Raw genomic sequence first — 12,226 nt, 5'->3', positions numbered from 1 at the left:
CGGATGATCCGGGATGGGTTTTGCCCCAGCCGGCTCCGGAGCGAGACGGACATGAGGGCATCTCACCCTAGCGAAGGGGCGCCAGTTCCAGATGGCGGAACTGGTTGAACGCGCTCGCCACATAACCGCCGAACGCCTCGCCGCTGGCAAAGCCGCGGCTCGCATAAAGCGCAAGCGCCGGCTCGAACGCTTCCCCGCTCCCCGTCTCCAGGCTCAACCGCGTCAAACCCTCCGACCGGGCGACGCCGATGATGTGATCGAGCAGCGCCGCCGCCACCCCGCGGCGCAAGGCCTCGGGATGCGTGCGCATCGACTTCAGCTCGGCCGCGCCCGCTCCCAGCCGCTTCATTGCGGCGATGCCCGCCACCCGGCCGTCGCGCCACGCGCTCCACACCGTCACTCCCGGCGCGCGCAGCCCCGCCAGGTCGAGGGCAAAGACATGCCCCGCCGGCGATCCCGCCTGCATCCCCGCCAGATGCAGCGCGAGCAATGCCTGCACCCCGGCATCGGCGAGATCGTCTTCCCTGATCCGGATCGTCATCCTCCGATCCTGGCGCATCTGGACAGCCGGTCGCAAGCAGGTGAGACTATGATCCCATGATCTCCCGCCGTCTCCGCATCACCGGCCGTGTCCAGAACGTCTTCTATCGCAACTGGTTCGTGGAGCAGGCTAGGACGCTGGGGCTCGATGGCTGGGTGCGCAACCGCGCCGATGGATCGGTCGAGGCGCTGGTGCGCGGATCGCCCGTTATGATCGACGCCATGGTCGCGAAAGCGCGCGAAGGATCGCCCGCCTCCCGCGTCGAGCAGGTTTTCGTGTCGGACGATGCGCCCGCCGAGGTGCCGAACGGCTTTGCCCGGCTGCCGACGCTGTGATCGCCCTGCTGCTGCTCGCCCAGGCCGCGGGTTCGACCGCCGAGACCCGCGTCGAGCACCTGCTCGCTCAGGCGCCCATCATCGACGGCCATAACGACCTCGCCTGGGAACTGCGCGAAACGGGCACCGCCGTCGATCTGTCCCGCGACACCAGCCGCCTGCCCCGCCCCTTGCAGACCGACATTCCCCGCCTGCGCAAAGGCGGCGTCGGCGGCCAGTTCTGGTCGGTCTGGATACCGGCCACCGTCACGGGACCCCGCGCGGTGGAAATGACGCTGGAGCAGATCGACGTCGTCCACCGCTTCGTCGCCGCCTATCCGCAGGACTTCGCCCTTGCGACCACGGCGGCCGAGATCGCGGCGGCACAGGCGAACGGCCGCATCGCCTCGCTGATCGGGGTCGAGGGCGGGCACCAGATCGACGGCCGCCTGTCGGTCCTGCGCCAGTACAAGGCGCTGGGCGTCGGCTACATGACGCTGACGCATGGCCACAGCCTCGCCTGGGCCGATTCCGCCACCGACGATCCGGTCGCGAACGGCCTGTCGCCCTTTGGCCGGCAGGTGGTGGCGGAGATGAACCGCATCGGCATGATCGTCGATGTCGCGCATGTCTCGGATGCGACGATGGCCGCGGTGCTGGACGTGACCCGCGCGCCGGTCATCGCCAGCCATTCGGGTGCCCGCGCGGTCGGAGTTGCGCCGCGCAACATTCCCGATGCGCTGCTCCGCCGCATCGGTGCGGGGGGCGGCGTGGTGATGGTCAACGTCTATCCCGCCTTTGTCTCCACCGCATGGCGCGCATGGGACCGCGCCCGCACCGATCATGCCGCATCGCTGGGCGTGCCGGCCGATGTGTACGGCCCCCGCTCCCCTGCCCCGCTCCTCGCCTGGGACGCCACCCACCCCGAACCCCGCGTCACCCCCGCCATGGTCGCCGACCACATCGACCATGTCGCCCGCATCGCCGGACGCGGCGCCGTCGGCTTTGGCAGCGATTATGACGGCATTGCCGGCACCGGCCCGGCCGGCATGAAGGGCGTCGACGGCTACCCGCGTGTTCTGATCGAACTCGCCCGCCGCGGCTGGAGCGACGCCGACCTCGCCGCCCTTACCCGCGGCAACATCCTGCGCGTGATGGCGCGGGTGGAGGCGGTCGCCCGCGACCTCGCCGCCACGCCAGCGAGCGACGCGATCGACCCGCTTGCGCGTTAGGCTTCGGGCACCGTGGCCGGCGTCGCCGCCTGCTCCAGCGGTGCGACCCGCGCGAGCAGCAGCGCGACGATCAGCGCCATCGCCGCCAGCCCGAGGCAGAACAACGTCACTCCCGGCCAGCCGCCATGGGTCCAGGCAAAGCCGCCGGCCGATCCCAGCACGCTCGACCCGGCATAATAGAAGAACAAGTACAGCGCCGCACCCAGCCCCCGTGCCGCGCCCGCCCGCCGCCCGGTCCAGGCGCTCGCAATCGAATGCGCTCCGAAAAAGCCCACCGTCACCACCGCGATGCCGATCACCACCAGCGCCAGCGGCCGTGCCGCGGCGATCCCAAGCCCCGCGATCAGCAGCATCACCGGCACCCAGAACACGCGCCGCCGCCCGATCCGCCCGGCAAGTCCGCCGAACCATGCCGAACTGGCCGATCCCAGCACGTAGAGCAGGAACACCGCGCCCACCGCGCTTTGGCTGAGGTGATAGGGTGCGGCCAGCAACCGGTAGCCGGCATAGTTGTAGACCGTGACGAATGCGCCCATCAGCAGAAAGCTTTCGGCGAACAGCAGCGGCAGCGCACGGTCCCTGAACAGCGCGCCCGCCTGCACCATCAACGCACCGACACGCCCCTGCGCCGGCACGAACCGCCGCGAGCGCGGCGCCAGCCGCCGGAACGTCTCGCCCATCACCACACCCGCCAACCCGACCGCGCCGATCGCCCAGCGCCATCCGCCGATATCGGCGACAAGGCTTGCGATCAGCCGCCCGCCCATGCCGCCCAGCGCGCTGCCCGCGATATACAGCCCCATCGCCGACCCGACCGAGGCGGCGTCCACCTCCTCCGCGACATAGGCCATCGCCACCGCCGGCACCCCGGCCAGCGCCAGCCCGGTCAGGAAACGCAGCACCAGCAGCGCCACCCACCCCGGCGCGAACGCCGCCGCGAGCGTCAGCACCCCGGCCGACAGCATCGCCGCCACCATCAACGGCCGCCGCCCCACCCGGTCCGACACCAGGCCGGCCACCAGGATGCCGATCGCCAGCGGCCCCGTCGCCATCGACACCGCAAGGCTCGCCCCCTCCGCACTCACCCCATATTCCACGGAAAACAGCGGCAGCAGCGGCTGCGCGGCGTACAGCAGTGAAAAGGTGGAGAAACCGGCGAACAGCATCGCCAGCGTCAACCGGCGAAATTCGGGCGTTCCATGGGCAATCGGACCAACAGGCCCGGTCACATCCCGACCCGCCGATGCGTGGCCCGCAACACGGCGAAACCGCCAAGCGGGGACAGCAAGGATCCCGCCAGCCCGCCGGGCTTCACCGCATCCACCCGCTCAAGCGGCCCGCGCCAGGGCCTCTGCGATCAACCGCCGCGAATTTTCCACGCCGTACAACGCAAAGAAGCTGCCCATGCGCGGCCCCTGCTCGGAACCCAGCAAGGTTTCGTACAGCACCTTGAACCAGTCGCGTAAACCCTCCTTGCCGTAATGAGCCTTGCCGATCTCATAGACATGGTTCTGCAGCACCGCGGCCGGGTCCTCGTCATCGCGGCCCGTGCCGTCGTCCTTGGCCAGCACGTCGTCCAGTTCGCGCAGCGCCTGCGCCTCCGCCGCCGTCGGCGCGCGGCGGTTGAGCGTCGGCGCCACGAAGTCGCAGCCATAGGCCACCGCATAGCCGATCAGGCGGTCGAGCGCCGGATGCGTTTCCGCCGACAAGGTCGGGTCGTAGCGGTGCAGGAACGCCCACATCGTGTCGCGATCGCCGACGCCGGGCAGGCTGGCAAGGTTCAGCAGCAGCCCGAACGTCACCGGCAACGTTTCGGCGGGCACCTTGCCGTCATGGATGTGGTGCACCGGATTGCCCAGCCGCTGCTTGGCGTCCTGCCCGGCGTAATTGCCGCGGAACTGCCAATATTCGTCCACCGCGCGCGGGATCACGCCCATGTGCAGCTGCTTGGCCTTTTTCGGCTCGCGATAGGCGAAGAAGGCTAGGCTCTCTTCCGGGCCATAGGTCAGCCACTGGTCGAGGCTCAGGCCATTGCCCTTGGACTTGGAGATCTTTTCGCCATGCTCGTCCAGGAACATCTCGTAGTTGAAACCCTCGGGCGGGCGTCCGCCCAGCACGCGCGCGATCCTGGACGACTGGGTGACCGAATCGATCAGATCCTTGCCCGCCATCTCGTAGTCGACGCCCAGCGCGACCCAGCGCATCGCCCAGTCGACCTTCCACTGCAGCTTGGACAGGCCACCCAGCGCCGACTGCTCGATCCGCTCGCCATCCGCATCGGTAAAGGCGATGATCCCCGCGTCCGCATCGATCACCTCGACCGGCACCTGCAGAACGACGCCCGTCTTGGGACTGATCGGCAGCACCGGCGAATAGGTCGCCCGCCGCTCGGCGCGCAGCGTCGGCAGCATCACGTCCTGAATGCCCTGGAAATGGCGCAACACCAGACGCAGCGCATCGTCGAACCTGCCCGAACCATAATAGTCGGTGGACGAGGCGAATTCATAATCGAAGCCGAAGCGATCGAGGAATTCGCGCAACCGCGCATTGTTATGCGCGGCAAAGCTGTCGAACTTCTCGAACGGGTCGGGCACCTGGGTCAGCGGCTTGCCGAGATGCTCTGCCAGCATCGCCTGGTTGGGCACATTGTCGGGCACCTTGCGCAGCCCGTCCATATCGTCCGAAAACGCGATCAACCGCGTCGGCTGGTCGGACAGCGTGTGAAAGGCGTTGCGCACCATGGTGGTGCGCAGCACCTCGTTGAAGGTGCCGATATGCGGCAGGCCCGACGGGCCATAGCCGGTTTCGAACAGCACGGGCGCCGGCGTGCCATCCTTGCTCGGCTTGCCGTTCGGATAGCGCTTGAGCAGCTTGCGCGCTTCCTCATACGGCCAGGCCTTGGACTCTAGGGCGACGGAGCGGAGATCGGTATCGGTCATGACGCCCCCGCATCTGGCGCTTTGGCACGCGGTGCGCAAATGCTATGATGCGTTCCCATGGAGATGACGCGCGGTTTCACGGTGCCGCAGCCGGTCAGGCTGACGGTTTCGGACTTCGAGGTGCTGCATCATGCCGGCGCTCTCGTCGATCATCATCATGCCCAGTTGATCGAGGGGACGATCGTCGCGATGAGCCCGCAAGCCAGACGTCATGCCTTTGCGAAGAACGAACTGACCTATCGCCTGCGCCGCGCGCTGGAAGCAGCCGGATCGCCGCTTACCGCGCTCAGCGAAGTGACCGTCTCCATCCCGCCATACAGCGCACCCGAACCCGATCTGGTTTTGACCGACGCGCCGCAAGGCGAAGGCTATGTCCCCGTCGACAGCGTAGCGTTGATCGCCGAGGTCGCCGACTCGACAGTGCGCTATGACCTGGACGCAAAACAGCGCTTGTATGGCACCGCCGGCATTCCCGAATACTGGGTGCTCGACCTTCCCGCCCGCACCCTGCACCGCTTCTGCTCGCCCGTATCGAACGGCTATGAACGGCACGATATCTTGCCCCTGACGGGCCCCCTCGACAGCGCGACGCTCACCCTCACCATCGACGGCACCGGGATCGTCTGACCGGTTCTTCCCATGTTGCCAATCCGTTCCGTCGCGCCGATATCGCACGCGATGTCCTTTCCCCATCCCGCTCTCCACGCCAGCCACAGCGGCATCTGGATCGCCACGGCGGAGGGGACGCGTGCGGTGTCGCGCGGCGAGGCGATCGGCATCGCGTCGGAAACGCCGGTGATCCTGCTCAACGCCGCGCTGACGGGTCAGCGGCTGGGCTATGCCGACCTGTCGGGGCTCGACCTGCTCGAACTCTATGCCTTTCTCTTCCCGGCACGGTTCGCGGTGCCGACGCCCAAGGGGCTGGCGCGCGCCATCGATCTCCCCGTGCCGATACAGGAGGATGCGGTCGCCGCGTTCCTGCGCGATGCGGCCGCGACGCTGCTCGCCGTGCCGGATGGCGACTGGCCCGAGCGGGAGGGCGCCTGGACCGCGGCGCAAAGCCTGACCCGCCTGCGCTGGCCCTGGGCACCGCTGATCGCGCCGCGCCTGGCCAAGCCACGGGTCAACGAACGCTGGCTGTTCAGCAAGCTGCCGGAATGGGAGGAACAGCCCCCCCGCCCCGCCCCCCGCACCGTGCCCATGGAACCGCCGGAGGCAGAGGCGCGATTGGCGACGCTGACCGGCGACGGTGCGGAGGAACGCCCCGGCCAGCGCGCCTATGCCGCCGCCGCCAGCGCCGCCTTTGCCCCGCGCATCGTGCGCGAGGCACCGAACATGGTGTTGGCGGAGGCGGGGACCGGGATCGGCAAGACGCTCGGGTATCTCGCACCCGCCAGCCTGTGGGCGGAACGTGCCGGCGGTCCGGTCTGGATCTCCACCTTTACCAAGGCGCTGCAACGCCAGTTGAGCGTGGAGACTCAGCGCCTGTTCCCCGACGCCGTGATCCGCCGCGAACGCGTGGTGACGCGTAAAGGTCGCGAGAACTATCTGTGCCTGCTCAACCTGGAGGATGCGCTGCAAGGCGGCTTTGCCGGCCGCGCCGCCATTCTGGCGCAACTGGTGGCGCGCTGGGCGGCCTATAGCGCGGACGGCGACATGGTCGGCGGCGACTTGCCCGGCTGGTTGCCGACGCTGTTCCGCCGCAATGGCCCCGCCGCGCTGACCGACCGGCGCGGCGAGTGCGTCTATGCCGGCTGCCCGCATTATCGCAAATGCTTCATCGAGCATGCCGCGCGTGCCTCCGCCCAGGCCGATATCGTCATCGCCAACCATGCGCTGGTCATGGTCAACGCCGCGCGCGGCCGCGAACTTGCCACCCGCCCGACCCGCTACGTCTTCGACGAGGGGCATCACCTGTTCGATGCCGCCGATTCGATGTTCGCCACCGCGCTAACCGGTGCCGAGACGATCGAGCTGCGCCGCTGGGTACTGGGGCCGGAGGCGGGCAGCCGCGGTCGTCGCCGCGGCCTGGCCGCCCGCCTGTCCGATGTCGCCAGCTATGACGACGGCGGCAACCGCGCCATCGCCGACGCCGTCACCGCCGCGCAGGGACTTGCCTCGGAGGGCTGGCTCGGCCGTGTGGCGGAGGGGCAACCCTTCGGACCCGTCGAAACGCTGCTCGCCGCGGTGCGCGGGCTCACCTTTGCGCGCGCCGAGCAGCCGGGCGATGCCGGCTACGGCCTGGAAACCGAACTTGCCGAGCCCAGCCCCGAGTTGATCGAGGCTGCGGCCCCCGCCGCCCACGCGCTCGACGCGCTGCTCCGCCCGCTGGTCGCGCTCGGCCGCCGGCTGGAGGCGGTGTTGACCGAGGCGCCCGACTGGCTCGACGGACCGGCGCGTGCGCGGGTCGAGGGGGCGATCGCCTCGCTCGCTTGGCGCGCGGAGACGGTGGCGGCGTGGCTGTCGCTGCTCGCGCGCGTCGGTGGCCCCGCCGATCCCGATTTCGTCGACTGGCTGGCGGTCGACCGGGTGGAGGGGCGCGAATATGACATCGGCCTGCACCGCCACTGGCTCGACCCCACCCGCCCCTTTGCCGAAATCGTGCTGAAGCCCGCACACGGCGCGCTTGTCACCTCCGCGACGCTCACCGGCGGCGGCAACTGGAGCGTGGCGGAGGCCCGTACCGGCGCCCCGCATCTGGCCCGTGGCCCCGCCCATTTCGCCGCCGCCAGCCCGTTCGATTATCCCGACCGGTCCGAGGTGCTGATCGTCACCGATGTGAAGCGCGGCGACATCCCCGCCCTTGCCAACGCCTATGCCCGGCTCATCATGGCGGCCCGCGGGGGCACGCTGGGGCTGTTCACCGCGATCCGCCGGTTGCGCGGCGTGCATGGCCGGATCGCCGACCGGCTGGCGCGCGAGGGTCTTGCCCTCCATGCCCAGCATGTCGATCCGATCGACACCGGGACGCTGGTCGACATCTTTCGCGACGATCCGGCCGCCTCGCTGCTCGGCACCGATGCGCTGCGCGACGGCGTCGATGTTCCCGGCGAATCGCTCCGGCTGGTGGTGATGGAGGGGGTACCCTGGCCCAAGCCCACCGTGCTGCATGCCGCGCGCAAGCTGGCCGGCGGCGGCAGCGCCTATGACGATCGCATCGTCCGCGCGCGTCTGGCGCAGGCGTTCGGGCGGCTGATCCGCCGCGCGGACGATCGCGGTGCCTTTGTGCTGCTCTCCGCCGCCATGCCCTCGCGCCTGCTCGATGCCTTTCCGCCCGGCGTCGCCATCCGCCGCGTCACGCTCGATGAAGCGGTAGCATGCGTCACGGCGCGGCTTTCCTCCGACGCGCCGATCGGGCATGGAGCGCACGAACCCGCCTGAACCACGGAGACAACGCGCCCGATGAAGACGCTGACGCTGCTCCGCCATGCCAAATCCGGCTGGGACGACGCCGTGGCCCGCGATTTCGATCGGCCACTGAATACCAAGGGGCGCCGTGCCGCGGGGATGATCGGCCGGCACCTGCGCCAATCCGCGCTCGAATTCGACCGGGTCTATGCCTCGCCCGCGGTGCGCGTCATGGAAACGCTGGACGAGGTGTGGGACGGCTATGGTCGCCGGCGCGAGCCGGTGTGGGACCAGCGCATGTATCTCGCCTCCGCCGCGACGCTGCTCGACGGCATCGTCCGGCTACCTGATGCCGCGGCGCGCGTGCTGCTCGTCGGGCATAATCCGGGGCTGGAGGATCTGGTTCTCAAGCTCGCCCGCGCCAGCGCCTTTCGCGACGCGGTGGCAGAGAAATACCCCACCGCCAGCGTCGCCGAACTGACCTTCGACGTGGACCATTGGTCGCAGGTCATCCCCGGCGGCGCGGTGCTGACCCGCTTTGTCCGCCCCCGCGATCTCGATCCCACCCTCGGCCCGGACACGCCCTAGCCATCAACGCCCCGCCAGCTTGTCCTTCAATCCGGCGAATGCGTTCATCGGCTGGACCTCGTCCTCGCTGATCACCCCCGCCTCGCGCAGGGCCCGTGCCGCGTTCGGGCTGCGCGGGAACGGGTCCAGTGCCAGCGCCATCGTCTCGGCCGCCGCTTCGCCAAGGTCGATCGCGCCGCCCTCGATCACCACCACGTCCATCGCATCGGCGGACAGCTCCACCTCTTCCTCGCCGTCCAGCGCCTCGACGAAGCGCAACGCCACCTCTTCGTCCACCACCGCGGGCACCGGCTCGTCTGTTACGCCGCACGCCTGCACCACATCGCCGCGCACGCGCCCCGTCACCAGCACGCCCGCCGCATCGCGCCGCACCACCAGATCGGCCGCCAGCCTGTCCACCGCCTTCAATTCGAACCGCCGGGCCAGCGCTATACGCTCGCCCTCATCCGCTTCGATATGCACGGGTTTGTCGCGCTCGCCGATCGCATCCAGGCGTTCGGGGCGGCTCCATTCGGGGGTCAAGGCAGGTCTCCATCGATCAGGCGCGCGACCGATATGCCGGCCAGTGTCTCGCGCAAGCCCATCAGATGGGTGCTGACATGCGCCACCGCCAGCGGGTCCGGTGCCTCGCCGCGATACAGGTTGCGCACCAGGGCAGGCCCCAGGTCGCCGCCCGCAATGCCATCGCGATAGGCACCCAGCCGTCCGCCCAGCATCGCCATCATCCGCCCGATATGCTTGCCCACCACGATGTCGCCGATGCCGATCTCGCGCAACTGGCCATCCATGTCGTCGACGAACCGCTCGGTCACCTGCGCCGCGGGCGCCGCGCCGGCGGGTTCGGTCTCCAGTCGCAGCAACACCATCGCCAGCACCGCCGCGATCATGTCGAAACGGCCGTCCACCGTGTCGGGCACCGCGCCCTCCACATACCAGTGCGGCTCCCGCCCCCGCGCCACCACCGCATTATACAGCGCCAGCGCCGGTTGCGGCTTCGGCCCGAACAGCCCTCCGGGCCCCTGCCCGAACAGCTTGTGCATCAGACCCATCCTCGCCCCCTTGCCGCTACCATGGACGATGCTTGTGCCCGCCCCCATCCTCGCCTATCGGATCGATCGACGGCCGATGCAATCGGCCGGGCTGTTTCCAAGGGCTCAACGGCCGCGTTTTCCGGCCCGGAGATGATGATGAGCGTTTCTTCCCCCCGGCTGGTCGCCCTGGGTATCGGGCTCGCGCTGGCGAGTGCGGCCTGCACGCCGCTGCGCTCGCATCAGGGTTATGTGGTCGATACCGATCTGGTCAATTCGGTCCAGCCAGGCGTCGACAATCGCCAGTCGGTGCTCCAGACCCTGGGCCAGCCGACGATCACCAGCCAGTTCGAAGGGGGCGACTGGTATTATGTCGCCCGCGACAGCCGCAACCTCGGCTTCACCAAGCCCAAGGCGCAGGCGCAGATCACCTTGCAGATCAGCTTCGACCAGGCGGGCAACGTCACCACGATCCGCCGCGGCGGGATCGAGCAGGTCGCGTCCATCACGCCGGATGGCAAGACGACGCCGACCCTGGGTCGCAAGCGCGGCTTCTTCCACGATCTGTTCGGCAATATCGGCTCGGTCGGCGCACCTGGCGCAGGCGCAGGCGCACCGGGGACCGGCGGCGGCCGCGGTAGCCCCTAAACCTCACGCATCCATCGCCGACACGGTTTGGCCGCGCCACCAACTACGCGGGGGCGCGGCCGTGCCGCGCTTGGAAACGGCACTGATCCCGAAAGGGGATGGGATCGTGCGGCTAACGCGCCAAAACGCGAATGGGTTCGCGGAGGGCGGACCTCCACGAACCCATTCGATCGACCATTTGGGCGTAGCGTTCGACGCTTACTGATTCATCGAGTCGAAGAAATCCTCGTTGGTCTTGGAATTCTTCATCTTGTCGAGCAGGAACTCCATCGCATCGATGGTGCCCATCTGCATCAGGATGCGGCGCAGGACCCACATCTTCGACAGCTTGTCCTTCTGGACCAGCAGCTCCTCCTTGCGGGTGCCCGACTTGCCCACGTCCAGCGCCGGGAAGATGCGCTTGTCCGCCACCTTGCGGTCCAGCACGATTTCCGAGTTGCCGGTGCCCTTGAACTCCTCGAAGATCACCTCGTCCATGCGGCTGCCCGTATCGATCAGCGCGGTGGCGATGATGGAAAGCGAACCGCCCTCCTCGATGTTGCGGGCCGCGCCGAAGAAGCGCTTGGGCCGCTGGAGCGCATTGGCGTCGACACCGCCGGTCAGCACCTTGCCCGACGACGGCACCACGGTGTTGTAGGCACGGCCTAGACGTGTGATCGAGTCGAGCAGGATCACCACATCCTTCTTGTGCTCGACGAGGCGCTTTGCCTTTTCGATCACCATCTCGGCGACCTGCACGTGGCGCTGTGCCGGCTCGTCAAAGGTGGAGGACACGACCTCGCCCTTCACCGAACGCTGCATGTCGGTCACTTCCTCGGGCCGCTCGTCGATCAGCAGCACGATCAGGAAGACCTCCGGATGATTGTCCGAGATCGCCCGCGCGATGTTCTGGAGCATCACCGTCTTGCCGACGCGCGGCGGCGCCACGATCAGCGTGCGCTGCCCCTTGCCCTGCGGACTGACGATATCGATGACCCGCGCCGACTTGTCCTTCTGCGTCGGATCGGCCGGGTCGAGGATCAGCTTCTGCTCGGGATAGAGCGGCGTCAGATTGTCGAAGTTGACGCGGTGGCGCACCGCTTCCGGGTCGTCGAAGTTGACGGAGGTCAGCTTCACCAGCGCGAAATAGCGCTCGCCGTCCTTGGGCGCGCGGATCTCGCCTTCCACCGTGTCGCCGGTGCGCAGGCCGTGTTTGCGGACCTGGTTGGGCGAGACATAGATGTCGTCGGGCCCGGCCAGATAATTGGCCTCGGGGCTGCGCAGAAAGCCGAAACCGTCGGGCAGCACCTCGATCGTGCCCAACCCCATGATCTGGTCGCCCTTCTCCGCCTGTTCCTTCAGGATGGCGAACAGAAGGTCCTGCTTGCGCAGCGTCGACGCGCTCTCGACACCAAGCTCCTCGGCCAGTTGCACGAGGTCGGCAGGAGTCTTCTTCTTCAGGTCTTTGAGATGCATGGGGTCGTCCGGATGGTCGGAGGGCGTCGGTCGGCGAGGATCGCAGCGAAACGAGGCGGGATAAGGCAGAGCCATCGCGACAGGACGTCGCAAGGCTTGGGGACGGAGTTAGGTTTGGCGCGTCCCCAAGTCA

General features: G+C 68.5%; 12 protein-coding genes. 6 read left to right on the top strand and 6 right to left on the bottom strand.

Translation table 11 applies throughout. The features are described from left to right. Positions 1-67: 67 nt before the first annotated feature. Entirely contained in the window at positions 68-541 is a 474-nt protein-coding gene (locus GQR91_RS05255) for a GNAT family N-acetyltransferase (protein ID WP_149681417.1), read from the bottom strand. 56 nt (positions 542-597) lie between these two features. Between GQR91_RS05255 and GQR91_RS05250 the strand changes: the two genes are divergently transcribed. Both GQR91_RS05250 and GQR91_RS05245 read left to right on the top strand, forming a co-directional pair. Further along, entirely contained in the window at positions 598-876 is a 279-nt protein-coding gene (locus GQR91_RS05250; RefSeq protein ID WP_149681416.1) for an acylphosphatase, read from the top strand. Beyond that, complete coding sequence (locus tag GQR91_RS05245) at positions 873-2,087, top strand: dipeptidase (RefSeq protein WP_149681415.1); 1,215 nt, start codon at positions 873-875, stop codon at positions 2,085-2,087. Before GQR91_RS05250 ends, GQR91_RS05245 begins: the two co-directional genes overlap by 4 nt. Here GQR91_RS05245 and GQR91_RS05240 read toward each other — a convergent pair. Beyond that, entirely contained in the window at positions 2,084-3,316 is a 1,233-nt protein-coding gene (locus GQR91_RS05240; RefSeq protein ID WP_235903872.1) for an MFS transporter, read from the bottom strand. The two genes, GQR91_RS05245 and GQR91_RS05240, sit on opposite strands and share 4 nt — an antisense overlap. 99 nt (positions 3,317-3,415) lie before the next feature. Then, positions 3,416-5,026 carry a lysine--tRNA ligase gene (locus GQR91_RS05235; protein WP_149681414.1) on the bottom strand — a complete coding sequence of 537 codons (1,611 nt, stop codon included), beginning with the start codon at positions 5,024-5,026 and terminating at the stop codon, positions 3,416-3,418. 57 nt (positions 5,027-5,083) lie between these two features. Between GQR91_RS05235 and GQR91_RS05230 the strand changes: the two genes are divergently transcribed. From GQR91_RS05230 to GQR91_RS05220, 3 genes are read left to right on the top strand one after another with little or no spacing between them, the layout of a single operon-like run. Then, entirely contained in the window at positions 5,084-5,653 is a 570-nt protein-coding gene (locus GQR91_RS05230; protein ID WP_149681413.1) for a Uma2 family endonuclease, read from the top strand. A 51-nt stretch (positions 5,654-5,704) separates the two neighbouring features. Next, positions 5,705-8,407: an ATP-dependent DNA helicase gene (locus GQR91_RS05225; protein ID WP_149681412.1), complete on the top strand. Its 2,703-nt coding sequence runs from the start codon at positions 5,705-5,707 to the stop codon at positions 8,405-8,407. Positions 8,408-8,428: 21 nt separating this feature from the next. Further along, entirely contained in the window at positions 8,429-8,962 is a 534-nt protein-coding gene (locus tag GQR91_RS05220; RefSeq protein ID WP_112383928.1) for a SixA phosphatase family protein, read from the top strand. Between the two features lie 3 nt (positions 8,963-8,965). Here GQR91_RS05220 and GQR91_RS05215 read toward each other — a convergent pair whose 3' ends face one another. Beyond that, the gene (locus GQR91_RS05215; RefSeq protein ID WP_149681411.1) at positions 8,966-9,484 is read right to left on the bottom strand and encodes a YceD family protein; all 519 of its coding nucleotides are present in this window, start codon (positions 9,482-9,484) and stop codon (positions 8,966-8,968) included. Then, positions 9,481-10,002 carry a ubiquinol-cytochrome C chaperone family protein gene (locus GQR91_RS05210; RefSeq protein ID WP_149681507.1) on the bottom strand — a complete coding sequence of 174 codons (522 nt, stop codon included), beginning with the start codon at positions 10,000-10,002 and terminating at the stop codon, positions 9,481-9,483. Before GQR91_RS05210 ends, GQR91_RS05215 begins: the two co-directional genes overlap by 4 nt. 147 nt (positions 10,003-10,149) lie before the next feature. On the opposite strand from GQR91_RS05210, the gene GQR91_RS05205 reads away from it, so the two are divergent. Next, a complete protein-coding gene (locus GQR91_RS05205; RefSeq protein ID WP_375781600.1) occupies positions 10,150-10,638 on the top strand; it encodes an outer membrane protein assembly factor BamE in 489 nt (162 codons plus the stop codon). Between the two features lie 198 nt (positions 10,639-10,836). Here the strand turns inward: GQR91_RS05205 and rho are convergent, their stop codons facing one another. Next, entirely contained in the window at positions 10,837-12,093 is a 1,257-nt protein-coding gene (gene rho, locus GQR91_RS05200; protein WP_112383925.1) for a transcription termination factor Rho, read from the bottom strand. Positions 12,094-12,226: the final 133 nt, after the last annotated feature.

The sequence above is a fragment of the Sphingomonas carotinifaciens genome, from assembly GCF_009789535.1.
GTDB lineage: Bacteria > Pseudomonadota > Alphaproteobacteria > Sphingomonadales > Sphingomonadaceae > Sphingomonas > Sphingomonas carotinifaciens.
This window is presented reverse-complemented; position numbering and strand designations above follow the sequence as displayed.

Bases quoted from the DNA above. Each gene is read 5' to 3' on its own strand.
- GQR91_RS05235 (WP_149681414.1), bottom strand. From the start codon at position 5,026: ATGACCGATACCGATCTCCGCTCCGTCGCCCTAGAGTCCAAGGCCTGG.
- GQR91_RS05220 (WP_112383928.1), top strand. From the start codon at position 8,429: ATGAAGACGCTGACGCTGCTCCGCCATGCCAAATCCGGCTGGGACGAC.
- GQR91_RS05205 (WP_375781600.1), top strand. From the start codon at position 10,150: ATGAGCGTTTCTTCCCCCCGGCTGGTCGCCCTGGGTATCGGGCTCGCG.
- GQR91_RS05255 (WP_149681417.1), bottom strand. From the start codon at position 541: ATGACGATCCGGATCAGGGAAGACGATCTCGCCGATGCCGGGGTGCAG.
- GQR91_RS05250 (WP_149681416.1), top strand. From the start codon at position 598: ATGATCTCCCGCCGTCTCCGCATCACCGGCCGTGTCCAGAACGTCTTC.
- GQR91_RS05230 (WP_149681413.1), top strand. From the start codon at position 5,084: ATGGAGATGACGCGCGGTTTCACGGTGCCGCAGCCGGTCAGGCTGACG.
- GQR91_RS05225 (WP_149681412.1), top strand. From the start codon at position 5,705: ATGTCCTTTCCCCATCCCGCTCTCCACGCCAGCCACAGCGGCATCTGG.
- rho (WP_112383925.1), bottom strand. From the start codon at position 12,093: ATGCATCTCAAAGACCTGAAGAAGAAGACTCCTGCCGACCTCGTGCAA.
- GQR91_RS05210 (WP_149681507.1), bottom strand. From the start codon at position 10,002: ATGCACAAGCTGTTCGGGCAGGGGCCCGGAGGGCTGTTCGGGCCGAAG.